General features: G+C 63.4%; 14 protein-coding genes and 1 tRNA gene. 14 read left to right on the top strand and 1 reads right to left on the bottom strand.

Annotated elements, in window-relative coordinates:
• Positions 1–122 precede the first annotated feature (122 nt).
• From pglX to VT03_RS18140, 9 genes are all read left to right on the top strand, one after another.
• The gene (gene pglX / locus VT03_RS18100; RefSeq protein WP_075094278.1) at positions 123–3,746 is read left to right on the top strand and encodes a BREX-2 system adenine-specific DNA-methyltransferase PglX; all 3,624 of its coding nucleotides are present in this window, start codon (positions 123–125) and stop codon (positions 3,744–3,746) included.
• A gap of 324 nt (positions 3,747–4,070) precedes the next feature.
• Complete coding sequence (locus tag VT03_RS18105) at positions 4,071–5,258, top strand: AAA family ATPase (RefSeq protein ID WP_075094279.1); 1,188 nt, start codon at positions 4,071–4,073, stop codon at positions 5,256–5,258.
• Between the two features lie 3 nt (positions 5,259–5,261).
• Positions 5,262–6,032 (top strand): DUF3226 domain-containing protein, encoded by a 771-nt coding sequence (locus tag VT03_RS18110; protein WP_075094280.1) that lies wholly within the window; start codon positions 5,262–5,264, stop codon positions 6,030–6,032.
• A 116-nt stretch (positions 6,033–6,148) separates the two neighbouring features.
• Positions 6,149–7,468, top strand: coding sequence for a DUF262 domain-containing protein (locus VT03_RS18115; protein WP_082846328.1), 1,320 nt, complete (start codon positions 6,149–6,151; stop codon positions 7,466–7,468).
• A 33-nt stretch (positions 7,469–7,501) separates the two neighbouring features.
• Complete coding sequence (locus VT03_RS18120) at positions 7,502–11,176, top strand: phage resistance protein (RefSeq protein ID WP_082846329.1); 3,675 nt, start codon at positions 7,502–7,504, stop codon at positions 11,174–11,176.
• Positions 11,173–13,878, top strand: coding sequence for a BREX-2 system phosphatase PglZ (pglZ, locus tag VT03_RS18125; protein ID WP_075094283.1), 2,706 nt, complete (start codon positions 11,173–11,175; stop codon positions 13,876–13,878). The genes VT03_RS18120 and pglZ overlap by 4 nt, the downstream gene beginning before the upstream one ends.
• A 9-nt stretch (positions 13,879–13,887) precedes the next feature.
• Positions 13,888–15,207: a BREX system ATP-binding protein BrxD gene (gene brxD / locus VT03_RS18130; RefSeq protein ID WP_075094284.1), complete on the top strand. Its 1,320-nt coding sequence runs from the start codon at positions 13,888–13,890 to the stop codon at positions 15,205–15,207.
• Positions 15,204–17,312, top strand: a complete 2,109-nt coding sequence (locus VT03_RS18135; RefSeq protein ID WP_075094285.1) for a DEAD/DEAH box helicase — start codon at positions 15,204–15,206, stop codon at positions 17,310–17,312. Before brxD ends, VT03_RS18135 begins: the two co-directional genes overlap by 4 nt.
• Positions 17,313–17,962: 650 nt before the next feature.
• Positions 17,963–18,160 carry a hypothetical protein gene (locus VT03_RS18140; RefSeq protein WP_075094286.1) on the top strand — a complete coding sequence of 66 codons (198 nt, stop codon included), beginning with the start codon at positions 17,963–17,965 and terminating at the stop codon, positions 18,158–18,160.
• A 117-nt stretch (positions 18,161–18,277) separates the two neighbouring features.
• On the opposite strand, the gene VT03_RS18145 is transcribed toward VT03_RS18140, so the two are convergent.
• Positions 18,278–18,351 (bottom strand) — tRNA-Arg (locus tag VT03_RS18145).
• Between the two features lie 260 nt (positions 18,352–18,611).
• Between VT03_RS18145 and VT03_RS18150 the strand changes: the two genes are divergently transcribed.
• The 5 genes from VT03_RS18150 to VT03_RS18170 all read left to right on the top strand — a co-directional run bounded on the left by VT03_RS18150 (position 18,612) and on the right by VT03_RS18170 (position 26,163).
• The gene (locus tag VT03_RS18150; protein WP_075094287.1) at positions 18,612–20,669 is read left to right on the top strand and encodes an alpha/beta hydrolase family protein; all 2,058 of its coding nucleotides are present in this window, start codon (positions 18,612–18,614) and stop codon (positions 20,667–20,669) included.
• A gap of 430 nt (positions 20,670–21,099) precedes the next feature.
• Complete coding sequence (locus VT03_RS18155) at positions 21,100–22,140, top strand: AAA family ATPase (protein WP_075094288.1); 1,041 nt, start codon at positions 21,100–21,102, stop codon at positions 22,138–22,140.
• 195 nt (positions 22,141–22,335) lie between these two features.
• The gene (locus VT03_RS18160; protein WP_197488991.1) at positions 22,336–23,238 is read left to right on the top strand and encodes a DUF58 domain-containing protein; all 903 of its coding nucleotides are present in this window, start codon (positions 22,336–22,338) and stop codon (positions 23,236–23,238) included.
• 93 nt (positions 23,239–23,331) lie between these two features.
• The gene (locus VT03_RS18165; protein WP_075094289.1) at positions 23,332–23,811 is read left to right on the top strand and encodes a hypothetical protein; all 480 of its coding nucleotides are present in this window, start codon (positions 23,332–23,334) and stop codon (positions 23,809–23,811) included.
• 114 nt (positions 23,812–23,925) lie between these two features.
• Positions 23,926–26,163 (top strand): BatA domain-containing protein, encoded by a 2,238-nt coding sequence (locus VT03_RS18170; RefSeq protein WP_075094290.1) that lies wholly within the window; start codon positions 23,926–23,928, stop codon positions 26,161–26,163.
• Positions 26,164–26,205: the final 42 nt, after the last annotated feature.

Below are 26,205 nucleotides of genomic sequence, written 5' to 3' on the forward strand. Positions count from 1 at the left end.
CTCTCGAATCACTCCGCATGGTGTCACTCTCTCTGTGCACTCTGTGGCAAAGAAAACTGTTCTGAGACGGGCTCCAAGCTCCAAGTCCCCTTCCGTACTGTTCTGCCGAAACACGTTGTCTCATGATTGACCGCTCCGCGCTCCTTGGCGATCTCCAGAAGCTTCTGACCCGGCTCGAAAAGGACCTGCTCGATCGGAGCGAGTCGGCCGAGGTTCCAGAGGTCGGGCGCACACTCCGCGCGGAGTACGCCCGCGCCCAGACGGCCGAGCGGACGGCGCAGAACTACGAGGACTGGCGGAGCGATGCGATCACGCAGCACGCCGCGGCGTGGGTGCTGTCGGCGGTGTTCGTGCGGTTTCTGGAAGACAATAGCCTGATCGATCCGCCGCGGATCTCGGGGCCGGGGGAGCGGCTGCAGCGGGCACGGGACGAGCATGAGCTCTATTTCCGTCAGCACCCGAAGGAGTCCGACCGGGACTACCTGCTGAAGATCTTCGATGAACTCGCCAGGCTCCCCGGCACGCGGGACGTCTTCGGAGGTCACAACCCCCTCCGCGAGCTGCCGAACTGGTTGTCGCCCGACGCCGCGGGGGAACTGCTGAAGTTCTTCCAGAAGATCGACGCGGGAACGGGGCAACTGCTGCACGACTTCACCGACCCGGCATGGGACACACGCTTCCTGGGGGATCTCTACCAGGATCTGTCGGAAGCCGCCCGCAAGAAGTACGCGCTGCTGCAGACCCCGGAGTTCGTGGAAGAGTTCATCCTCGACCGGACGCTCGACCCGGCGATTGAGGAGTTCGGCCTCGGCCCGGCGACAGAGCCTTCTTCCTCTTCGTCAGGCGATGAACCCTCAGGGTTCAACGCTCAACGCTTCCGGATGATCGATCCCGCCTGCGGCAGCGGGCACTTCCTGTTGGGCGCCTTCCGACGGCTCTTCGATCGCTGGCGGCGAGCGGAGCCGGGGACGAACGTGCGGGTGCTGGTGCAGCGGGCGCTCGAGAGCGTAAACGGGGTCGACGTGAACCCGTACGCGATCGCGATCGCCCGGTTCCGCCTTCTCCTGGCGGCGCTGCGGGAGTGCGGAATCACGCGACTGTCAAACGCCCCGGCCTTCCAGATCAACCTCGTCTGTGGCGACTCGCTGCTACATTCTCCCTATCGAGGAGGACGGCGGGTTTTTGACTTTGAACTCGAGAATAGCTCGCATGAGTGTGATCACGCTTACGCCACCGAGGACCTACCGCAGTTGAAGCAACTTTTACGCTCCAAGTCTTACCATGCGGTAGTGGCCAATCCGCCTTACATCGTTCCCAACGACTCGGAGTTGAGCGCTCGTTACCGGAAGCGATTCGACTCCTGCCACGGTCAATACTCGCTTGCTGCGCCATTCATGGAGCAAATTTACAGGCTTGCCGCCAAGGGTGCCTACACTGGCCAGATTACGGCAAACAGCTTCATGAACAATGAGTTTGGCACGAAATTGGTCGAAGTCTTCCTTCCCGGCGTTGACCTGCAGGCTGTGGTCGACACTCGTTACTTGCAACCACCGGGGCACGACACGCCGACTGTGATCTTGTTCGGACGTGCTCGTCCTCCAGTTAACAGCGCAGTGCGAGTGGTCATGGGAGTTAAAGGAGAGACTCCGGCGCCACTGGACCTTGCAAAAGGAAAAGTATGGTCGAGCATTCTCACTCTCGTCGACCTTCCCGATGGAGGTGACGACTATATCTCCGTATACAATGTCCCACGACACGCGCTTGCCAAGCACCCTTGGTCCCTTGGCGGGGGCGGTGTCGCCTTACTCAAAACAACGATCGAGGCGAACTCACATCATCGACTTCGCGCGCTGGCGGTCGCAATTGGTCGTACAACTCATACAGGAAAGGATCCTGCCTTCGTGCTCGAAGGCCGCTCTGATCGTACCCGCGGTTGGTCGAAGTTCGTCGTGCCGATTGTTACAGGTGAAGATGTTCGACATTTTCAAGTACATCCAAGTTCGGTTGTCATATTTCCGTACAACCGCCTGACGGGATCACCAATTGAAAACTTCCCCTCATCGCTGACACGCCACTTCTGGTGTAACCGAACGGTACTGATGTCTCGACGTGACTACGGTGAGACGATTCAAGAGCGGGGCCTGCGATGGATCGATCACTCGATGTTCTTTCCAGCGCGATATCTCGTTCGCCGTTGTCTAGTGTTTGCTTTCAAAGCAACGCATAATCACTTCGCGATGGCCGTCGGTGGAAGTGTCTTCAATCGGCCGGCCCCCGCAGTAATCCTGCGAGACGACGAGCCAGATGATACTTACGAGGGCCTTCTCGGGATATTTAGCTCATCTATTACTGCTCTCTGGGAGCGGGAGGTTCACCGGCAGGTAGCCGGCGCTGGCCAAGAACGATGGGAGGTTCGTCTCGAGAGAAACGCGACGAAACTTAAAGATTTTCCGCTGCCTCAGACGTATCCCGTTGCGAAAGGACGCCTGCTGCAAGCAACCATTCAATCGCTGCGAGAAACATTGCCGCACGCGCTTGTACAGGGCGGTGTTCGAGGGAGTGATATGTTTGCGACCGCACGTCAATCGAGTGAAAACCTTCTACGGAGGTTGATAGCCACTCAAGAGGAACTCGACTGGGAGTGTTATCGGCTTTATGGGTTGTTGGATCAGGACATGACGTTCTTGGAACCCCCGCCTTTGGAGCTCGGCCAGCGGGCGTTCGAGGTAGTCTTGGCCCGAAAGATGGCCGCAGGAGAAGTGCAAACCACGTGGTTCGAGCGCCACGGTTCGACACCGATCACCGAGCTTCCTCCCGAATGGCCGGACGACTACCGCAAAATCGTTGAACGCCGGATCAACCTGATCGAGGCTGATCCAGGCATCCGCCTCGTCGAACAACCTGAATTCAAGCGCCGGTGGAACACCGAGTCATGGGAATCGCAGCTGGAGCAGGCTCTTCGCGAATGGCTTCTGGACCGACTCGAACGGTACTTCGACTTCGACGGCCGAATGAATGACACCGGTACGCCTACCGCCCAGATCGAGATCCGAATGATCTCACTGGCCAGCCTCGCTGATATCGCACGAAACGACCCCCAGTTTCATGAGGCCGGAGCCGTTTACCGTAACGACAACGCTTTCGACATTCAAAAGCTCGTCGAGGAGCTCGTCTCTGCGGAGAGTGTGCCACTGCTGCCGGTCCTCAGGTTCAAGGACTCCGGCCTTCGCAAACGGACCGAGTGGGAGAAGACCTGGGAGCTCCAGCGCCGCGAAGATGCCGGCGAGTCGGTTGGGACAATCTCCGTCCCCCCTGACTACACGAGCGCCGATTCGCGGAATGGCAACTTCTGGCGGCTTCGCGGAGACTTGGATGTCCCCAAGGAACGCTGGGTCAGCTTTCCCCACTGCGACGGACCCGACGGCACACCCATGATCGCCTGGGCGGGCTACGACCACCTGCAGCTTGCTCAAGCCGTCAGCGCGTACTTCGTCGACGTGCAGGAACGCCACGGCGGCCGCGACGACTCCCGCCTCCCACCCCTCCTCGCCGGACTGGCCGAGCTGGTCCCCTGGCTGAAACAATGGCACAACGCCCCCGACCCCGCCTTTAGCGGCCAGCAGATGGGGGACTACTTCGAAGGCTTCATCCAGGACGAAGCCCGCCAGCTGGGCAAGACGCTGGCGGAAGTGAAGGCGTGGACGCCGCCGGCGAAAACAGGCCGCGGCAAGAGGAAGACCACGTGAATGAAATGAGTGCGTCGTCGTTCGGGCGGTGTGCCGACAGACGCTCGTACACGGACGCTGGCACGGCCCATTCAGAAACCACGGATCACGCGGATGTCACGGAAGAGAGGAGACGTCGAACGTCTGAGTGAGAAGCCGTGCCTGTCGATCTCCTACAAGGCCCCTTATCCTCAGAACTTCAATCCCAACATGGCCATCCGTGAAATCCGTGTGATCCGTGGTCAACAATCTGGCCTAGCGCGTGCCGGCTGATCGGTCCAACCGAAGAAGAAGGCGCAATGGACGGGAACGATGGAGTCGCCCGGCCACGAAGGAAACTGCGAAATGTCAGAACGATCTCTCGAAGATATTTCGATCAACGGGTTTCGCGGACTGCGACACCTGAAGCTCGAAGGACTCGGACGACTCAATCTCCTCGTGGGTGCGAACAACTCAGGCAAGACCAGCGTCATCGAGGCTCTGTCGATCCTGTGTCGACCGTTTGACCCCTACGAATGGACGGCAATGGTTCGCCGCCGGGACTTCGGCGGACTAGACGAGACGCGAATCCAGTCTCTGCGGTGGTGCTTTCACCAATCGGGCGAATTGAGCGATCCCGACCTTCTTTTCGAGGGCCAGGCTCGATTGAGCCGCTTGGGTCGGGGTGGGTCGATCCTTCTACGGGTCGACTACGAAGACTTGGTCGGCGAGCCCGCACCCCGAGAGCTCGAAAGGCTGACTCGGCGGCGTGATCGAACTGGTGATTTGCCCGCCGCCGGGGATTGGCGGGGAGCGCGAATCACTCACTTCGTCAAAGTCGAACCTGGATCGAAAGCCCTCTTGCCACCTGCATCGGATGCTGAAACGGCGATCGAACCGGTATCCATTCAGCTTTGGGAAGAGGATCCCATATTCGGTCGGCGGAGCTACGTCAGACGACGGGAGCAAATTCCGACCGAGACCCTGACCCCGTATTCGTATCAGCTCAACAGAGGTCAGGTGAGATCGCAGTCGCAGCAGATGTTTACCCGAAGAAAAAGGAAGACTTCGGCAGAGCCGGACTACCTGCTGGAGATCATCCACGAGTTCGACCCGGAGGTCACCGAGATCGGCGTTGCCTCATTCCGCGGGGACCGGCCAGCAATTTACCTCAATCACAAGCGGCTTGGGCCATCACCGTTGTCAGTTTATGGCGACGCCGTGCGACGGGTGGTCCTGCTCGCCAACACGCTGCAACAACTGAAAGGAGGAGGCGTCCTGCTGATCGATGAAATTGAAACCGGTATTCATGTCAGCGCCCTGGAGCGTGTCTTCACCTGGCTCTCGAAGGTCGCGGAAAAGCTCGACGTGCAGGTCTTCGCGACAACGCACAGCCTCGAGGTGGTTGATGCGATCGCCGAATCGATGGCGGGCGCCGGCGCCGAGCTCATCACGTATCACCTCGATCAGACTCCGGAGGGGACGAACGTCAAACGAATCCCCGGCGAACTGCTGCTGCGTCTCCGCCGCGAGCGCGGACTGGACGTGAGGTAAGCCGTGCCGAAGTATGGATATCTGGTCGTCGAGGGGCCACATGACGTCGAGTTCGTCTATCGGTTGCTCAGGCCGTTCGGACTGCAGCGCGTGAAACAACTTGACGACCTTGATGAGAAGTTTCACGGACTCGTCCCCAGGAGCTTTCCTCACGATGGCGATCTTCAAAAGCGCATGCCGGTTCCGCTGTTCCTGCAGAGCAACTCCCATGCGATTGCCCTCCACAGCGCCGTTGGAGATTCCCGGCTGGTTGAGACCGTCCAGGAGAATGCTGTCTTCCTCCCGCCCGACGAACTGACGGGAATGGGCATTCTGCTCGATTCGGATCGAGGGGTTCCTGCTGCCGATCGCTACCAGGGGATTCAGGCCGCAATGGCTGGCATCGGGCACGCCCTGCCGGGCCAGCCAGGGGATGTCGGTGCCGGTCCTCCACGGCTAGGTGCGTATGTCTTGCCCGACAACAGAGAAGTCGGCAACCTGGAAGATCTTCTCCTTGAGTGTGCCGCGCAGGCATATCCCGTCTTGCTCGCATCGGCCCGAACGCACGTCGATAATGCAGTCGCGGCAGTGACCGCCGGCTACGATGGGGAAGACCTGTCCAGGATCCCGATGCGGAATAAGGCCATTGTCGGGGCCGTGGCCAGTGCCCTAAGACCTGGGAAAGCAGTTCAGGTCTCCATTCAGGACAACAAGTGGTTCAAGGGGGCCAACCTGCAATTGCCGCGGATCAAGGCGGTGCAGGACTTCCTGATCCGTCTGTTTGAACTCGTCTAATTCCGGCGGCGGTGAATTCAGGGCGAAGCCCGCCAGAGGCGGTGAGACAGTGGCGCAAGCGACATCATGAACGCCACAGGCTAAAACGGGCCGCGGGCAACAAATATGAGGGGGCCATGTCGAATACGGGAATGCACGTCGAATACAGCAGCAAGACGATTCTGGAACTGCGGAATCTGCAGGAGCAGGGGCATCTGAATCTCGAGCCCGGTTTCCAGCGGAAGAGCGTCTGGAGGATCACCGACCGGCGGAAGCTGATCCAGTCGGTGCTGGAGGGTTATCCCGTCCCGTCGATCTTCCTCTATCGACGCGATGAAGGGGGTATCCCGAAATATGACGTCCTGGACGGGAAGCAGCGCCTCGAAACGATCTTCATGTTCTCGCGGCAGCACCCATTTCACCGGGACGGATTCGAGGTGAAGCACGAGTTCGCCGAAGATGGATGTCCACACGAGTGGGAATGGAAATCGCTCGAGCGCTGGGAGCGAACTGCCAATTTCCTGACATACAAGATCCAGGTGGCGGAGGTCGGCGGATCCCTGGCGGACATTGTCGACCTGTTCGTCCGGATCAACTCGACCGGCAAGGCACTGACGACCAGCGAGAAACGACACGCCAGGTTCTACAACAGCCCGTTCCTGAAGGAAGCCGAACGGCTCGCCAGGCGACACCGCGACTTCCTCACGTCCGAGAGGATCATGTCCACTACGGACATCGACCGCATGAGGGACGTCGAACTGGTCAGTGAGCTCCTCGCATCGATTTCGTCCGGTGGCCCGATTCACAAGAAGCAGGCGGTCGACAAAGCGATTGGGAATGAGGCCGCTCCCACGCGCGAGCTGAACAAGGCGATTGACGAGTTCTCCGCGACACTGCGAGCCGTCCGGCAGGTGTGCCCCAATCTGAAGTCGACGCGGTTCCGAAACTCTGCGGAGTTCTACACGCTGTTCCTGGTGCTCTGGCAGATGCACCAGCAGAAGCTGATTCTGAACGACCGTGAGCGGAATGACGTCGCCGCGGACTTGTTGCAGCAGTTCTCCGACGGTGTGGATGCGGTCCGCGAGCAGCAGCGCAAGGCCCGCGGCCCGACTCCCGAGCAGCAGGTCTACGTCGACTATCTCATGCTGACGCAGCAATCGACCGACAGTCTTGCCCAACGGAAGCGACGGGGGCAGATGATCGAACAGCTTCTCAGCGGGCTGTTTGAAGCCAAGGACGAGCGGAGGATCTTCAGTCCCGAGCAACGCCGGCTCCTCTGGAACAGCGATGAAAAGAAATGCTGCTCGCTGTGTGAGGAACCTCTCGACTGGAACAACTTCCAGGTCGACCACGTTGCGCCCTACAGCCGGGGCGGTCGAACGGACCTGTCCAATGCCGCCCTGGCCTGTTCGTCGTGCAACGCATCCAAAGGCGCAGGCCGCAACAGCCGCTGGTAGGATCAGCCGCACCAACTGAGAAGATTGCCTGATATGACGCTCATCAAAGACCTGATCGACATCCCCGAGCGCGTCGAGAAAGACCGGTTCGTTCTCAAGCTGACCGAGGGGGTCACCGACCCGCAGGAGACGCTACGGGAGTATGTCGTCACGCCCGAGCTCGAAAAATGCTTCGATGCGGCTCTCGGCTTTATCCGCGGCGGCCTTCAGGGTCGGACCAGCAAGGCGACCTTCCTGCATGGCAGCTTCGGCAGCGGGAAAAGCCACTTCATGGCGGTGCTGCACCTGATCCTGCAGGGGAACCCCGCCGCCCGGGGCATCCCCGAGCTGTCAACCGTCATCCGCAAACACAACGAGTGGCTCGCCGGGAAGAAGTTTTTACTTGTCCCTTTCCACATGCTGACCGCCCACGACACGGAGTCGGGGATTCTCGGCAACTATGTCGAGTTCATGCGGCAGAGGCATCCGGAGGCCCCTGTTCCGCCGGTGTATGCCTCCGCAGCGATCATCGAGCAGGCCCGGCAGGAGCGGGAGAGCTACGGGGATGAACCGTTCTTCCGTCGGCTGAACACGGGCCTTGCCGGCAGCAGCGGCGGCGGCTGGGGAGACCTGACCGAGGCCTGGGATGCCGACCGGTTCGAGAAAGCGGCCGCTGCCCCCCCCGATTCGGAGAAGCATCTGCTGCTCGTCAGTACGCTGCTGAAGACCGTGGCCACGTCGCATGCCGAAGTCATCACGCACCGGGGCGGAAACTTCATCCGCTTCGACAAGGGGCTGTCGGTCATCAGTCGGCACGCCTCGGACCTGGGCTATCACGCGCTAATCCTCTTTCTAGACGAACTGATCCTTTGGCTGGCAACGCACGCCACCGACCTCGGCTTCGTGAATCGCGAGGCGGCAAAGCTGACGAACCTCGTCGAGGCCCAGTCGGCCGACCGGCCCATTCCGCTCGTCAGCTTCGTCGCCCGTCAGCGGGACCTGCGGGAGCTGGTAGGGAACCACGTGCCAGGGGCCCAGCAGCTCAGCTTCGGGGACTCGCTCGACTTTCAGCAGGGGCGGTTCGACACGATCACCCTGGAGGACCGCAACCTGCCGGCGATCGCCGAGAAGCGAGTGCTGAAGGTGAAGAGCGCCGCGGCCCGGCAGGAGCTGGACGCCGCGTTCGACGTGACGGCACGGATGAAGGACAACGTGATGAACATCCTGCTGACCCAGACCGGGGACAAGCAAATGTTCCGCAAGGTGTACCCCTTCAGCCCGGCACTCGTGCAGACGCTGATTGCGGTCTCGAGCATGCTGCAGCGGGAGCGGACCGCTCTCAAGGTGATGATGCAGCTGATGGTCGACCAGCGGGAGACGCTGCAGGTCGGGGAGATCATCCCCGTCGGCGACCTGTTCGACGTAGTCGCCCATGGGGACGAGGCCTTCAGCCCGGCGATGGCGATCCACTTCGACAATGCCACGCGGCTGTACCATCAGAAGCTGTTGCCCCTGCTGGAGCGGTCGCACGGAGCCCGCCGGGACGAGCTGGAGACGCTCGATTTCAGCGACCCGAAGCGGGCCGCCTTCCGCAACGACGACCGGCTGGTGAAGACGCTTCTGCTGTCGGCCCTGGTCCCCAATGTGGAAGCCCTGCGAGGGCTCAATGCCGAGAAGCTGGCGGCCTTGAACCACGGGACGATCAAGACGCCGATCCCCGGCCGCGAAGCGCAGGAAGTGCTCCGGCGCTGCCGGAACTGGGCGGGAGACGCGGGGGAGATCCGCATCGGGGAGGAAGCGAACCCCACGATCAGCGTGCAGCTCTCGGGAGTCGACGTCGAGGGGATCATCGCGCAGGCCCGGCGCGAGGACAACCAGGGAAACCGCATCCGGCGGGTGCGGCAGATGCTGTTCGAGCAGCTCGGCGTCACGGGCGAGGGGGAGTTCGAGCAATACCACGAGTTCCTGTGGCGAAACACGCCGCGGCGGGCGGAGATCCTGTTCAGGAACATCCGCGAGCTTCCCCCGGGCTCGCTCGAGAATTCCTCGGGCGACTGGAAGCTCGTCATCGACTTCCCCTTCGACGAATCAGGAAAGACTCCGCGCCATGACCTGATCGTGTTGAAGAACTTTTCGGAGACGCATCCGGCGGGATCGAAGACTCTGTGCTGGGTGCCGTCCTTCTTCAGCGCCGAGGCCCAGAAGGACTTGGGGATGCTCGTGCTGTTGGACCATGTGCTGACCGGGGAGCGGTTCGGTACTTACTCGGCGCATCTCTCGCCCGGGGACCGGCTGGTCGCCAAGTCGACACTCGAGAGTCAGCGGGGCGTTCTCAAGCAGAGGGTTCAGAATCATCTCGATGCCGCCTATGGCCTGACCGAAGTGACGCCCGGATCGCTCGATACGACGCATGATCTGGAGCTGAGCGAGCACTATGTGTCGCTCGATCCGGCGTTCGCGCCGCAACCCCCTGTGGCAGTGAACCTGCGCGATGCGGCGGATCACCTGCTGAGCCAGGCCCTGACGCACGAGTTCCCCGGCGCGCCGCATTTCGACGCCGAGATCAAGCCGAGCGTCCTGAAGAAGGTTTACGAACTGGTCCTGCCGGCCACGCAGGTCCCCGATGGCCGGTTGCCGATCGACAAGCCACAGCGGGCCCTGTTGCGCCAGGTGGCCAATCCGCTGCTGCTCGGAGAGATGGGGGTCGACGCCACACACTTGATCCTGGGGCAGCACTGGAAGTCACATTTCGGCCGCACCCAGCTCGACCCGGGTACCCCCTGGATCACCGTCGGACAGCTCCGACGCCGGATCGACGAACCGAAGCCGATGGGGCTGTCGAAGGAGGCGCAGAACCTGTTGATCCTGCTCTACGCCGCGCAGACTGACAAGTCGCTCTACCGGCATGGCGGGCCGTACGACGGTGCGACACTGCAGTCGCTTCCCGATGAGTGCGAGCTGCGAAGTGTCGACCTGCCGGAAGAAGCTAGCTGGGAGGGCGCCCTCGCGCGGGCAGGCAATCTCTTCGGCTCCGGGGTCTCGCGCCTGCGGAACGCGGCCAATGTTGGTCGCCTGAATGGCGAACTGCAGCAGCAGGCCCGAGGGGGACGGCCCTCCTGCGTGAAGTACCTGCAACAGTTGCGGGAGCGGCTGCCGAAGTTCGGCCTGACTCTCCAGGAGACGGACCGTGGTCGGACTGCGACCGCCACGCTCGCCCTGATCGAGCAACTAATCGCCGCTGAGGACGGCCATGTCGTCGATGTGCTGGCCATGGCGACTATCGATACGAGTGAGTCCGCCATGGCTGAGTGTTTCAAGCGGGCCGGCGAGCTGGAAGGGAACCTGGACACGTTTGGCTGGGCGCTGATTGAAGCGGTTCGCGGGCTGACCGGCGAGCGGCAGGCCGCCGCTCAGACTCTTGTGGAATCGGTGCGACAGGCCCTCCGCAGTGACGAGCACGCCGTCCCCCTGGCGCCGGCTCTGAAGGGGGCCAACGCCAGGGCGCTACAGCTGCTGACTGATCGTCCGCCTCCCCTCGATCCGAAGCCTTTGGATGAGGAGACGATCAAGCCGAAACCCGGAAAGCGAACTGTTCGCCAGGAATCGCGTCGAGATCTGTCGCCCGAAGCCGCGCAGAAGTTGTTGTCGGAGGCGAAGGCGGCCCTCCAGCCAAAGCAGACGCTCCGTATCAACCTGGACTGGTTCATTGAGGAAGGAGGGACGCCATGAGCGTCGCCAATCCGACCTTCAGCCAGATCCGTGCCCAGGTGGCCGCGATCCGCAGGAGCAAGAAGCCGAATCAGGCACGGACGATCGGCATTCACTCGACCGGTCGTTGGACTGGTGAGAGCCTGAACCACCACGGAGGGGAGACCTACCTGATCCGGCAATGCGATTCGCCCCTGGCCCTGCGGCTGGCTCTCCGCACCCCGGCGGACACCAATACGATCACGGTCCTGCTGACGCCGCTGGAAGACAGTGAACTGAGCGACGATATCCGGGTTCGACTGGCGAAGCAGAGGCTCGTTCAGATCGAGGCGTGGCAGATTGTGCGGACACTGTTTCAGGCTCAGGCGGTCGATCCACGGCTCGCGCGGCATCGGTGGATGGCGGACCTCCTCCTCGAATCGATTCCGAGTGAGGGATACCCCGCCGCACGGGGTGCCTTTCTCGACGCCGAAACGGTCTGGCCGCTGCTGTTGAGGCAGAAGCTGGCGCTCGTGGCGGACATCCCCGACCTGACCGCCCTGCTGCGGTGGTCCCTGACGCCGGCCGCCGTCGGGCAATGGAAGCACCTGTCGGAGGAGTTCCGTAAGGCTGCGACCGAGTGGCTGATCGACAGCGCCGGACCGGTGGTTGGCGTGTTGCTGCCCTCCATGGCGGGCTGGGACCATCCGGATGCCGTGCCGATCGGATTGGCCGCTGTCGTCCTGTTTCATCCCTCATCGACCGGATTGCTCGACAAGGCGATCGGAAAGCTCGAGGGACTCTACCTGGGCAACCGGAGTCTTCCCGCTGACCTCATGCGAAGCTGGGGGGCGGCGGCGACCGAGGTGGTGCGTGCCATCCGCCACACCGACGCAGACCGTGCACGGCAACTGCTGGCCCGGGCCGATGAACTTCTGCAGGAACTCGGCGCCATCGATTCTGCCCGCCTGAGCAAGACGTCTCCTGCGGGGTATGACCAGCGACTGGCCGCGTACGGACAGCACCTGGCCGAGGTCCTGCGCAAGGGATCCCCGGGCTCGCTCGAGAAGCTCACTGCTGCGCGCGACGAGATTCGGGACCACGACTACGCCGCACGGGAAAGCCGCCGGCTGGGCCGGGTCGAGATGGCGCTCCGTCTTGTCCGATGGCTCTCCGCTCAACGAACGGCCGGGCCCGGCCCGCGCTCGCTACGCGAGGCTGCGGAGGACCACCTGACAGAAGGGGGATTCGTGGACTGGGCCCGCCTCACCCTCGTGACCGGCGATTCCTCCGCCCCGCTCTCCACGGCCTATGCCCGGTTGTTTGCCGCGGTGACCGAGGTTCGGGAACGGCAGGCGAAGCAGTTCGCTGGATTGCTCGTCGACTGGACGGCGACCGGTTCGCAGGGGGACGAGGTTCTGCCGGTCGAACGGATTCTCAACGAGGTTGTGGCTCCGCTAGCGGCCGAGCGCCCGGTGCTCGTGCTGGTTGTCGACGGGATGAGTATGGCCGTCGGACGGGAGCTGGTGACAGACCTCCTGCAGAACGGCTGGCTGCCGCTCGCCGAGCCCGGACGATCTCACAACCGGGCCGGGCTCGCAGCCCTTCCGTCGATCACGGAGTTCTCGCGGACGAGTCTGCTCTGCGGAAACCTGCAGAAGGGTACGGCCGAAATCGAGAAGCCCGGTTTTGCCGAGCTTCCGTCGCTGGTCAGGCACTGCCGTGCCGGGAACCCGCCAATCCTCTTTCACAAGGCGTCGCTCAAGCAGGCCGATGACGCCGGCCTGGCCAAGGAGGTCCGGGACGCGATCCAGTCTTCCCACCGCAGGGTCGTGGGCGTCGTGGTCAACGCCATTGATGACTATCTGGCGAAGGGGGACCAGCTCGATATCAACTGGACGCAGGACAGGCTCCACATTCTTCCGGCCCTGCTCGATGAGGCCCGCACCTCAGGGCGGCTGGTCGTTCTGCTGAGCGATCACGGTCACATTCTCGATTTCCAGACCGTGCAGCGGACTCCTGACGGGGTTTCCGAGGCCCGGGGCGCCCGCTGGAAGTCGACCGTCGAGCGGCCTCAGGCGGATGAGTTTGCGATCAGCGGCTCGCGGGTCCTCGTCGACGGGCAGAGGCTGACGGCACCGTGGAGCGAGCGGGTCCGTTACGGCGGCAAGCAGCACGGATATCACGGGGGGCTTTCGCCCCAGGAAATGGTCGTGCCAGTCATCGTGCTCTCCAGCTCCGACAAGCTCCCGGGCGCGTGGCAGCTCCAGCCGGTCGATCTGCCGTGCTGGTGGGATGAGTCGCTCGCCGAGACCCCGACCCCCACGCAGAAGACGCCTCCCCTAAAGCCTCAAAAACAGTCCGCAACAGGCACCCTGTTTGACATGGAAGCCGAGGCTCGACCCGTCCCCGCCGGACCGGTCATGCCGAACTCGCCGGATTGGATTTCTCGACTCGTGAAGTCCCCGGTTTACGAACAGCAGCAGGCCCTCGCGACGCGCGGCCTGCGGGATCCCGTTCTGGTGGAGCGGATTCTCCAGGCGCTCGATGGACGCGGAGGGAGGATGACCTCGCTCGCACTCGCCCGCGCGTTGTCACTGCCCGAACTGCGGGTGTCGGGGCTGCTGGCACAGATGAGCCGGCTGCTCAACGTGGACGGCTATCAGGTGTTGAGTTATGACCCTGCGTCCTTCACGATCGAGCTGAACCATGATCTGCTCCTCAAGCAGTTTGACCTGGTGTAGGAGTAGCCGATGGCGCTGAGCGTCAAACGCCGGGAAGAGATCATCGACGCGCTCCGTCGCGGGACCGTGCCGCAGAGCAGCCTCGACACGTTCGCTGTCGGCCTCGAGCGATTCGCGGACGTCGCCGAAGAAGATCTAAACAAGGTCGCCCAGGGGGGGGCGGTCTTCAAGGCGATCCGGGGTGAGTACGGGTGCGGCAAGACGTTCTTCGTCCGGTGGCTGGCGGACCGAGCCCGCCAGCTCGGGTTTGCGACTGCCGAAGTGCAGGTCTCCGAGACGGAGACGCCGCTGCATCGTCTGGAGACGGTTTACCGCCGGTTGATCGAGCGCCTGGCGACTTCAGGGACACCGCAGGGAGCTCTCCGCACGATCATCGACGGCTGGTTCTTCACGCTGGAGGAGGACATCCTCGCCGAAGGAACGGTCTCGGCCGACGACGCCACGGCCCTGATGGCCCGGACGAACGACCTCCTCGAGCAACGGCTGGCCAACGTCACCCGGGCGGCGCCAATGTTCAGTGCCGCCCTCCGGGGCTACCGCGAAGCCCGGGCCGCTGGGGATCACGCGGCGGCGGAGGGACTGCTGGGATGGCTGTCGGGCCAGCCGAATGTCGCGGCGGCTGCCAAGCGGCTGGGGAGAGTGAAAGGGGACATCGACCACTTTGGCGCGCTCAGCTTTCTACAGGGAGTGCTGCTTGTCCTCCGCGATTCCGGTCACCCGGGCCTGCTGGTTGTCCTGGATGAGGTCGAGACAGTACAGCGGGTCCGGAGCGATGTTCGGGACAAGAGCCTCAACGCCCTCCGCCAGATGATCGACGAGGTAGATTCGGGCCGCTTTCCGGGCCTCTATCTGGCGATTACCGGCACCCCGACATTCTATGAGGGTCCCCAGGGGATTCAGCGACTGGAACCGCTCGCCCAGCGACTGCATGTCGATTTCAAGACCGAGGCCCGGTTCGACAATCCCCGGGCGATTCAGGTCCGCCTGCCGGCGTTCAGCCTCGACCGCTTGGTGCTGGTCGGATGCAAGGTCCGGGACACTTACCAGCAGCATGCCGGGGCTCCGCAGCGGATCGCGTCCCTCTGCGACGACAGCTACGTGCGGGATCTCGCACAGGGGGTCGCCGGAAAGCTCGGAGGCAAAGTGGGAGTAGCGCCGCGGATCTTCCTGAAGAAGCTCGTGGCGGATGTGCTGGACCGGATCGACCAGTTTTCCGACTTCGACCCGCGGGAGCATTACGCCCTGACGATTTCGGACACCGAGATGACATCTGTCGAACGCCAGGCCATGGGAGCTGGAAGCGTCGACGAAATCGAGTTGGACCTGTGAGCGGCTTTGATCAACTGCATCCCGCGGTTCAACACCACATCGTCAACAGCCTCGGCTGGCGAGAACTGCGGCCGTTCCAGGATGCCGTGATCCGGCCGATGCTCGATGGTCAGCACCTCGTCGTGCTGGCACCGACCGCGAGGGGGAAGACCGAGGCCGCGCTCTTTCCGGTATTGTCCCGGATGTTGACCGAGGGGTGGACGGGCCTGAGCGTCCTGTATCTTTGTCCCATCAAGGCCCTGCTGAACAACATCGACGGACGCCTGCGGAGGTACTGCGATCTGCTCGGACGCCGGTCGGGCCTGTGGCACGGCGACATCAAGCAGACGACCCGAAAGTGGATCCAGCGGGAACCGCCCGACTGCCTGCTGACGACGCCCGAGTCGCTGGAAGTCATGCTCGTCTCGAGGAATGTCGACGCCCGGACGCTTTTCGGCCAGGTTCGCGTTGTCATCATCGACGAGATCCACGCCTTCGCTGGAGATGACCGGGGCTGGCACCTGCTTTCAGTCCTCGAGCGCATCTCGCGGCTCGCCGGCCGTGAGATTCAGCGGGTCGGACTTTCTGCGACGGTGGGCAATCCCGAGACGCTGGTTGACTGGCTGGCCGGATCGTGCGGTGGAACCCGGTCGGTGTTCCTGCCGCCGAAGGGAAGCGACAGCCCGGCCGAGGTGGCGCTCGACTACGTCGGTTCTCTGCAGAATGCGGCCGTCGTGATCTCGCGCCTGCATCGTGGCGAGAAGCGACTGGTCTTCGTCGACAGTCGCTCACAGGCCGAGCAGCTCGGGGCAGCACTTCGAGGACTGGATGTGGCGACGTTTGTCACACACAGTTCGCTGAGTCCCGAACAACGTCACCAGTCCGAGGAGGCGTTCACGTCACGCGATGACTGTGTCATCGTCGCCACCAGCGTCCTGGAACTCGGAATCGACGTCGGGAATCTCGATCGAGTCATTCAGATCGATTCGCCCGGGACAGTCTCGAGCTCCCTTCAGCGGATGGGGCGGACCGGACGCCGTGCGGGCACCACTCGCAACTGCCTGTTCCTGGCAACCAAAGAGGAGTCGTTAATTCGGGGGGCGGGCCTGATCGATCTCTGGTCACACGGCTATATCGAGCCGATCGTCCCCCCGCCTCTTCCTTACCACATTCTGTCGCAGCAGCTCATGGCCCTGGCGCTGCAGGAATCGGGCATCGGACGATTTGACTGGTTCCGCTGGATCGAGGGTGTCCCGGGCTTTGGGCAGATCCCTGCGACGAGTCGTGAGAAACTCGTCGAATGGATGCTGGCCAAGGAGATCCTGTTTGATGACGAGGGCATCCTGTCGCTCGGGCGAGAGGGTGAAGAGTCTTACGGTCGCCGGAACTTCCTGGAGCTATTCTCGGTCTTCATGTCGCCGCCATTGTTCTCGGTGCTCCACGGACGCCAGGAGCTTGGCTACGTCGATGAGACAACCTTCCTCGGGAAGCAGGAGGGGCCGCGCGTTCTGCTGCTCGCCGGCCGCAGCTGGCTGGTGAATCACATCGACTGGCAGCGGCGAATCGCGTACGTCGAAGTGACAGATCAGAAGGGGCGCAGCCGCTGGAAGGGGGAGGGAGGAGGGCTCGGATATCAACTGACCCAGGCGATCAAGCGTGTCCTCGCGAGCGACACAAGTGCGGAGTACTGGTCACGTCGCGCCCAAGACCAGGTCAATGCCACGCGGTCCCGGTTTCCGTGGCTTGAAGTCGACAGTACGGCGGCAGTTGCCGAGGCCGACGGAACAATGACCTGGTGGAACTTCGCGGGAAGCCGCGCCAACGCGTCATTGGCCAACTCGTTAGCCCAGATGACGACCAGCCACGTCGAACACGACAGCTTTTCGCTGGTCTTTGAGCCATCGGTTCAGTTCACCGACTTGCAGAAAGCGTTTAGCGAGCTTCAAGAAAGAGATGTTGACGAGCTCCGTCCAGCGGTTGACGACCGAGCCATTGAAGGCCTGAAGTTCTCCGAGTGCCTGCCGCTCGATCTTGCATGCCAGATGCTCGAAGTCAGACTTCGGGACGCATCGGCCGTTCGGGAGACACTCGCTCAGAGTCTTCGGTCGGTTGTGTCGTCCTCCTGACCCCCGCCGGGCTTTCTCTTTGACGTCCCACCGACCCTTCGGTTCCGTAGTGCCATGATGGGCTTCGGGTGGCCGCGGGATACCCCGAAAACCCCAGAAAAAACACGGCTTTTCTGAACGGTCGATTTCCAGCCAAAACCGGCCAGACTCAAAAAGTGGGTACACTTTTGTGACCTGTAACCACCTTTCATCTAGGCAGCTGCGATGGCTGCTTCACTCAACCGCCGTGACGGTACAGTGACGGGAACGGTAAGTCGAGCGACACGAATGGCGTCACTGCATAAGCCATTTCCCCGTATGAGCTTACGGATAGGTTGCGCTGGTGACGCTCTATGCGGCGAACTTCTCTCACATCGCCTCAGACACACTCTGTGGGCTTCGGGCCACATGCCGCGTAACTACGTGTATCGCCGACGACGCACGGGCTCCCCTCTGGCGAATCTGTCTGTCATCCGCAACGACAACATCGGCGAAGCGAGATGACACGTCGGATTATTCACATTCAGTCGAAATGAGGCTCTGAATAAACAACGGATTTCGGAAGCCCCCTGAACGCCTGAAAGAGCAGGGAGTTTCTCCACAGCAGTCCTTCGGCCAAAAGAACTGTGAATACGCGGCCCTATGTGTGAGGAACACGGGTGCCGCGAACCATGACGAGTGAGCAGGAGTTCCGAGAGGCTTACGATAAGCTCTCGGCCATCGACAAGTGCGACCACCCGGTTGGTCGCGAGTACCAGCGGGTCCTCAAGGAGTGGCTGTCACTTGGAGGACCTAGGCCAATTGAGCAGTTCATCGTTACCAGGGTCAACGCGGACTCCAGCGGTCGAGGCCGGAAAGTCCTGAACTGAGCGAGTCCCAGTCTGCAGGGGCGAGAGTCCAAACAGGATACAGCCGTCGAAATGTACCTAGGTACATCCAACGCCAAATGAAAAGAGCCGCTCGACCTAAGTCGTTGCGGCTCTATATACACCCCGGTGGGCTCGAACCACCAACCTTCGGTTCCGTAGACCGATGCTCTATCCAATTGAGCTAGGGGTGCAGGACGCGTCCCGGCGAGGCCGGGTTGTGTCGGGTGGGTCAGGATACCGCAAATCTCTCGCGACACAAGCACGGTCGGGACACGTCACGAAACCCGGATGTTCCGCGTCCGTGGTGCCGGCGACCTTCGGGGCGGGCCTCGGTGGCCTCCCTAAGAGGCTCTGGCTGCGACGCTTGTGAGGAATTCGCTCGATGCGCTACGCTGGCGGAGCGCCGTGTTCTTCGTTTCCCCCTGCTTCTCCTCTCTTGAAGGCGGTGGCCATGCTGCGGCGAGTTGTGCTGGTTGTGGGTTTCGTGATCGCTGGCGTCTTGTCCGGAGACGCGCAAGAGACGCCGCATCCGTTCCTGGCGTTCATCCGGGAGCAGGCGCGGGCTCTGCGGCAAGAGGAGCCGCGGCCGAAGACTTTGGAGGAGTGGCGGACGGCCAACAAGGTGCTGAGGGATCATCTTTCTGGTGCTTGGGGCGGGTTTCCGTTCGAGCGGGGGAAGGTCCAGGTTCAGACCCTGGGAACGATCGATCGCGAGGGGTATCGGCTGGAGCGGCTGCTTCTGGAGACGATGCCGGGGGTGTGGATGACGGCGCATGCTTATGTGCCGAAGCGCGAGGGACGTCTCCCGGCGATCCTGCAGGTGCATGGGCACTGGGCGGGGGCGAAGCAGGACCCACATGTTCAGGCGCGGTGCATCGGGGCTGCGAAGCATGGCTTCTTTGTCCTGGCCGTCGATGCCTTCGGCGCGGGGGAGCGGGGGTTGAAACCGGCTCTCGGGGAGTACCACGGCGAGATGGTGGCGGCGACGCTCTTCCCAACGGGAGTTCCCCTCTCCGGGATTCAGGTCTTCGAGAACACGCGGGCGGTGGACTATCTCCAGGCGCGGCCCGAGGTCGATCCGGCCAAGATCGGCATCACCGGGGCGAGCGGTGGCGGCAACCAGACGATGTATGCCGCCGCGTGGGATGAACGGTTCGGATCGGCGGTGCCGGTCTGTTCGGTCGGGAACTATCAGGCGTACCTTGGGCAGGCGTGCTGCATGTGCGAGGTGGTGCCGGGGGCGCTGCGGTTCACGGAGGAATGGGGGGTGCTGGGGCTCACGGCGCCGCGGGGGCTGATGGTCGTGAACGCGACGCGCGATGCGATCCAGTTCTCGGTCGGGGAGGCGAAGAGGTCGCTCGCCGTGACCGAGACGATCTATGCCCTCGAAGGGGAGCCGGGGCGGTTGAAGCACGCGGTCTTTGAATCGCCGCACGACTACAACAAAGAGATGCGGGAGGCGATGTATGGCTGGATGAAGCTCAACCTCGCGGGCGAAGGGGATGGCTCGCCGCTTCCCGATCCGGAGATGACGCTCGAGGATCCGGAGGCGATCCGGTGCTTTCCCGGGGAGACGCGGCCGAAGGACTGGTTGACGCTGCCGCAGTTCGCCGCGCGGGAGGGGGAGCGGGTGCTCACGGCGCTTCGCGCAAAGCAGGACAAGGGGGCGCTGCAGGAGCGGGCGCGGATCTTCCGCGAGAAGTATCTGGCCGCTCCCGAGGGAGGGCCGATGAGCGTCCAGAAAGAGGACTCCGGGCGCGTGACGACGCTGACGTTTTCACCGGAGCCGGGGCTGACGCTTTCGGCCCGCATCACCCGGAGCGAGGCGGCCGAGGCTCCGACTGTGATCCTGCTGGACCTACAGGGAGTCAAGAAGACGCAGGACTCTGAGTGGGACAAGGAGCTTCAGAAGGGCGGATTCCATGTGGTGACGTGCGATCTGCGGGCGACGGGGGCATTGGCGGTGCCGCGGGACGGTGTGGGGCGGGCGCCGGATCACAATTCGGCGGAGTGGTCCATGTGGATCGGGCGGCCGCTGCTGGGGCAATGGGTTCATGATGTCCGGCAGCTGGTGCGGGCGATGGAGTCGGTCGATCCGGGATTGGTCCGGTCCGTGAGCGTCGTGGGGGTTGGCCCGGCAGGGATCGTGGCGATCTCGTCGGCGACGGCGCATCCCGCGATCAAGACGGTAGCCGCCTGCCGGACGATGGCCTCGTGGATTCACTCGGAGCCTTATGAGCGGCAGTACCTCGGGACGATCCCGCCGGGGATCCTCCGGGACGTGGGAAACATTGCGGACCTGGTCGGACTGGCGGAAGGGAAAAAGGTGATCCTCGGCGACCTGGCAGATGGGAACGGGCGAGTGATTCCGGCGGGGTTGGAGCCGTTCCGGGACGTGGCGGTCGGGATTCGCAAGGGGCTTGGCGAAGCGACGCCCCCGATCGTTCTGGTGCTGACCGGAGGGGTGCCGACACGGCTGGTGCCGAGTGTGGTCGAGCAGTTGCGCTGAAACTGGACCGCGTCCTCGCCGGACGGACGTCCATTGCTCAAACCCAACGTGCGACGGCAGCTGGGGTCAAGGGGGTCTCACCCCCTTGCCGCCGGAGGCACTTCCATGGGGAACCGTGGTCAGCAACGGACAACCGCTTTGTGGAACCGGCGTTGAGAACTCACCGCTCGCTCTGCAATCCGCGCGGGTTGATGTGGGGGCATCCGACACGGTGTCCGCGCTTGGACACGCACGCCTTCCGACAGTGTCCGACGAGACGGGCCTCCGGCGGGCAAGGGGGCGTTGCCCCCTTGCATCCCCCACCAGGGTGCCCCTGGACCCGGTGCAGGATGTCGGTGGGAGACTCCGCGCCCTTCCCCCAGCCTTGGTCCAGCCCCTACGATGATTCGGTTTGCTCTCAAATGTTGCCATTTGCGGTGAGATACGGCGTATGTCGGACGTGACCTCGGAGTCGATCGCAAAACTCAACCAGTCCTACCTCGCCATCCGCGAACAGATGAGCCAGGTGATCGTCGGCCAGACCGAGGTCATCGACCAACTCCTCATCGCCCTCTTCAGCCGCGGCCACTGCCTCCTCGAAGGGGTCCCCGGCCTCGCCAAGACCCTCATGATCAGCACCCTCGCCCGGTGCCTCTCCCTCAGCTTCAGCCGCATCCAGTTCACCCCCGACCTGATGCCCGCCGACATCACCGGGACCGACGTCCTCCAGACCAACCGCGAGACCGGTCAGCGCGAGTTCGTCTTCATCCAGGGCCCGCTCATGCACAACATGGTGCTGGCGGACGAGATCAACCGCACCCCGCCCAAAACTCAGGCCGCCCTCCTCGAAGCGATGCAGGAGCGGCAGGTCACCGTCGGCCAGATCCGCCACAAGCTCGCCGACCCGTTCTTCGTCCTCGCCACCCAGAACCCGATCGAACAGGAAGGGACTTACCAGCTGCCTGAAGCGCAGCAGGACCGGTTCATGTTCAAGGTCTTCGTGGGCTACCCCAGCTTCCACGAAGAGAAGCAGATCGCCCTCCAGACGACCGGAATCCAGTCGGACAACATCACGCCGATCCTCGGCGTCGAAGAGATCCTCGAACTCCAGAAGATCGTCCGCCAGGTCCCGGTCTCGGACCATGTCGTGAACTACGCCCTCGCCCTCGTCCGCCAGACCCGGATCGACGAGGCCGAAGCGCCGGAGTTCGTCAAGCAGTGGCTGAGCTGGGGCGCCGGGCCGCGGGCAGTCCAGTTCCTGCTCCTGGGGGGAAAGACGCGAGCTCTCCTCAACGGCCGGGCCCACGTGTCGACCGAGGACATCCAGGCCCTCGCCGCCCCCGTTCTCCGGCACCGCATCGTCACGAGCTTCGCCGCCGAGAGCGAAGGGATCACGCCGGACAAGGTCATCGCCCGCCTGATCGCCGAGACCCCGGCCAAAGAAGGCGAACTGACGAGCGACCCGCGGCTCAAGAAAATCTTCGCCGCTTGAGAGGAAGGATTAAACACCAAGGCACCAAGGAGGCACCAAGGTCACCAAGAATAAGAAGACGGAGAGGGATTCCTCGGAGCGGCCGGCGCCCTCAACACTCTCGCTCACGATCGACCACTTCCCGTCCCCCTCCTCTTTTCTCCCTTTGTGTTCTTGGTGCCTCCTTGGTGCCTTGGTGTTTAACCTCCCCGTCTTATGACCCCAGACTACGCCCACATCCTGCCGCCCGAGGCCCTTGCCCGGATCCATCGCCTGGAGATCGCGGCCCGGCAGGTCGTGGAAGGGTTCCTCTCGGGACAACACCGCTCGCCGTACTTCGGACAGTCGATCGAGTTCGTCCAGCACCGCGAGTATGTGCCGGGGGACGACGTCCGCCGTATCGACTGGAAGGTCTGGTCCAAGACCGACAAGTACTACGTCAAGCTCTACGAGGAGGAGACGAACCTCCGGACCACGCTCGTGGTCGATACGAGCGAGTCGATGCACTTCGGCTCCGGCAAGACCACGAAGTACGACTACGCCTGCTCGATCTCCGCTGCGGTCGCGTACCTGCTCCTGCGCCAGCAGGATGCCGTGAGCCTGCTGGCCTTCGACGAGAAGGTCCGCGTCCAGGCCCCCTCGCGAAGCCGGACGACGCACCTCGGTTCGATCCTGCAGGTCCTCGTGAACGAGAAGCCGTCGCGGAAGACGGACTTGGAAGGGATCCTCAAGCAGGTCGCCAACGAGAAGTCGCAGCGGGGAATGGTCGTGCTGATCTCCGACCTGCTCGCGCCGCGGGAAGGTCTGTTCCGCGGCCTGCGGATGCTCCGCAAGCGGGGCCACGATGTCCTCGTGTTCCACGTCCTCGACGACGCAGAGCTCGACTTCAACTACGCCGGGACGACGAAGTTCGAGGGGATGGAACAGTCCGGGGAGCTGGTCTGCGACCCGCGCTCGCTCCGCGAAGGCTACCTGCAGGCGATGAACGCCTTCCTCGACGAAGTCCGCCGAACCTGCGCGGCGAACATGATCGACTACCAGACCATCCGCACCAGCGAGCACCTGGACGCGATGCTGCGGCACTACATCAATGCGCGGGTGGGGATGCAGAGGAAGTGAGGAGAGATACCGGGTCGGCGAAGCCGCCGAGACCTGCACCGCATCCGAACCTGTCCATCCCCAAGACCTGACACCTAACACCGTCCTCTCTCGATGTCTGACGACGAACTTCCCTCTGAGAATCTCACCTTGATCGGCCGGGCGGTTTCGCTCGCGGCCGTCCGGAAGATTCTGGAAGAGCAGCCGGTCGACGCGGAGGTGAGCCTGCGGGAGGCGGGGGAGGCGTGGGAACAGCTTGCGCTGCGGTCCGGTAAGGGATCGATCGAGCTCTCGGCCCTCCGCGACGCCGGCGAGAAGAGCCCGCTGGCCCGGCTCAGGACCGCGATGACGGCGGTCGCCAAGATCGTCCGCGGGAAGGATCCCAAGGTGCAGAAGAAGGTGATCGAACAGATCCAGAAGGCGGAATGCCTGGTGGCGGTCGTCGGCACGCCGCGGCTCAAAGTCGTTCGCGGGGGACTCGACGTCATCGGCAACCTCGCCCATGCGATGAAAGCCATCGTCTTCACCGGTGAGGAGTTCCAGGACGCCCGAGGCCGCCCCCTTTTGACCCTCCCGGGAGACGACGATGAATGAAAACGGAGTTTCTCCTGCGATGAAGGCCCCTCGTGAATCGCGACTCGGCAGGAGCCTCGCCCTCCCGGTATTTCCCTAGTCTCTCGTCACCCGACCCTAGTCCTTCCCCACCCCGTGACCTGGCTCGCCCCCTACTTCCTGAATCCCGCCATCGCCCTGCCGGCCCTCCTGCTGGTCTCGGTGCCGATCGTGATTCATCTCATCAACCGGCTGCGGTACAAGACGGTCCGCTTCGCCGCGATGGAGTTCCTGCTGACGAGCGAGAAGCGGAACCGGCGGCGGGTGTTCCTGGAGCAGCTTCTGCTCCTGGCCAGCCGCATCCTGCTCGTGCTGCTCATCGGGGCCCTGATCGCCCGGCTGATCGTCGATCCCTCGCAGCTCTCGCTCTTCCAGGGGGCGCAGGCCCACCACGTCGTGATTCTCGACGACAGCGGCTCGATGCGGGACCGCGTCGGCGAGTCGACGGCGTTCGATGAGGCGAAAGGCGTCATCCGCAAGCTGCTGGCCGAAGGGGCCCAGCGTCCGGGGACGCAGCGGTTCACGCTCATCCGTCTCTCCCGCCCGGCGGAGACGATCAGCGGCCTCAGCGAACGGGACATCGACGACGCCTTCGTGAAGGACGCCGCGGGCAAGCTGGAGAACATTGACTGCACCTTCGGGGCTTTCCCCCTCACGCCCGCCCTGACCGCCGCCCGCCAGCGGCTCGGCGAGGACCGGGCGACCACGAAACACCTCCACATCCTCTCCGACTTCCGCCGGCACGACTGGGCGGAGGACAAGGCCCTCAGCACCGAGCTCAAGGACCTGGGAGGGGCGGACGTCTCGCTCAACCTCGTGCGGGTCGTCGGCGAGTCGAACGAGAACCTCGCAGTCTCGGATCTGGCCGGTTTCGTCGAAGTCGCGGCGGCCAAGGTCCCGGTGACATTCGGAGCGAAGGTCTCGAACTTCGGGACGCGGGAAGCGAGCGACGTGGCGGTCGGGATCCTGGTCGACGGCAACCGGCTCCCGGCGACGAAGGTGATTCCCAAGATCGCGGCGGGCGAGACGGTCGACCTGCCCTTCGAAACGATCTTCAATACCGCCGGGACGCATCGCCTGCAGCTGACCCTCGAGGCCGATCCGCTGGAGCAGGACAACATCCGCTACCTGGCGGTCCGGGTCCCGGACGAGAACCCGGTCCTGATCATCGACGGCACGCCGGGGGCGGAGCAGGGGCTGTATCTGGCTGACGCAATCGCGGCGAACCGGGCGGTGACCGGCTACGCCCCGACGATCGACGGGCCGGACGGTCTGCGGAAGCTGTCGCTCGACAAGTACCACTTCCTGTACCTCGTCAACGTCCCCTCGCTCCAGCCGGACGCCCTGGCCGCCCTCGAAGACTACGTCCGCGGCGGCGGCGGGCTGGCGTGGTTCCTGGGGGATCTCGTTCAGCCGGACTTCTACAACAAGACCCTCTATGCCGGCGGGGCGGGGCTGTTTCCGGTGCCGATCGCGAACTCCCCCGCCCGGATGGTTCGGGACGCGAGCGTCGTCCGGCCGGACATCACGGTCTCGCGGCATCCGATTACAAATGTTCTCTCGGGCCAGGATAACCCGTTCATCGACGTCGTCCGGGTGAACCTCTTCTATCCGCCGGCCGAGGACGTTCCGGCCGACCTGTGGAACCACGTCAAGCCGATCGCCACGCTCCAGGGGGGGCCTCCCCTCATCATGGAGCATGCCTTCGGCGAGGGCCGGATCGTGACCTGCCTGACGACCGCCGGACCGCTCCGCGATCCGCAGGGGATGATGTGGAACAACTGGGCCAGCGGCGAAGGGGCGGTCAGCTTCTCCGTCCTCCAGCTCGAACTGGCGAAGTACATCGCCCGGCAGGACCTGACCCTCCCGCGGCGGACGGTCGGCGAGCCGATCGCCGCGACCTTCTCGCTCGGGCAATACAAGGAGGAAGTCGAAGTCCTCACGCCTGACGATCAGGCGATCAAGATCAAGGCCCAGGTCGAAGAGGGGGCCGGCGCGACGACCTCCTCGACGCCCACCGCCTCGGTCACCTTCCGCGACACGGAGCGGCCCGGAATCTATGCCCTGCGGCTCGCCGGATCGGGCCAGCCGGGCGAAGAGCGGCTGGCGGCCTACAACGTCCCACCACAGGAAGGCCAGCTCGAACTGGCCTCGGAAGAGATCCTCCGCCGGCAGCTCGGCGACGTCGAAGCGACGATCCAGGCGGCCGGCTCGTTCGAATGGATCCGCAGCGACTCCCCCGGCAGCGAAATTCGCCGCTGGCTCCTGTGGCTCCTCGTCCTGATCGGCATGGCGGAACAGGCCCTGGCGTACCGGTTGAGTTACCATGCGTGAGATTTGACGGACCGCCAGCACATCGAGTCCCAGCCCCGATCC

Origin of the sequence: Planctomyces sp. SH-PL14 (assembly GCF_001610835.1) — a bacterium.
Classification (GTDB): domain Bacteria; phylum Planctomycetota; class Planctomycetia; order Planctomycetales; family Planctomycetaceae; genus Planctomyces_A.

Coding starts and splice junctions, on each gene's coding strand:
- pglX (WP_075094278.1), top strand. CDS start 123: ATGATTGACCGCTCCGCGCTCCTTGGCGATCTCCAGAAGCTTCTGACC.
- VT03_RS18105 (WP_075094279.1), top strand. CDS start 4,071: ATGTCAGAACGATCTCTCGAAGATATTTCGATCAACGGGTTTCGCGGA.
- VT03_RS18115 (WP_082846328.1), top strand. CDS start 6,149: ATGTCGAATACGGGAATGCACGTCGAATACAGCAGCAAGACGATTCTG.
- VT03_RS18120 (WP_082846329.1), top strand. CDS start 7,502: ATGACGCTCATCAAAGACCTGATCGACATCCCCGAGCGCGTCGAGAAA.
- pglZ (WP_075094283.1), top strand. CDS start 11,173: ATGAGCGTCGCCAATCCGACCTTCAGCCAGATCCGTGCCCAGGTGGCC.
- brxD (WP_075094284.1), top strand. CDS start 13,888: ATGGCGCTGAGCGTCAAACGCCGGGAAGAGATCATCGACGCGCTCCGT.
- VT03_RS18140 (WP_075094286.1), top strand. CDS start 17,963: ATGACGAGTGAGCAGGAGTTCCGAGAGGCTTACGATAAGCTCTCGGCC.
- VT03_RS18150 (WP_075094287.1), top strand. CDS start 18,612: ATGCTGCGGCGAGTTGTGCTGGTTGTGGGTTTCGTGATCGCTGGCGTC.
- VT03_RS18155 (WP_075094288.1), top strand. CDS start 21,100: ATGTCGGACGTGACCTCGGAGTCGATCGCAAAACTCAACCAGTCCTAC.
- VT03_RS18160 (WP_197488991.1), top strand. CDS start 22,336: ATGACCCCAGACTACGCCCACATCCTGCCGCCCGAGGCCCTTGCCCGG.
- VT03_RS18165 (WP_075094289.1), top strand. CDS start 23,332: ATGTCTGACGACGAACTTCCCTCTGAGAATCTCACCTTGATCGGCCGG.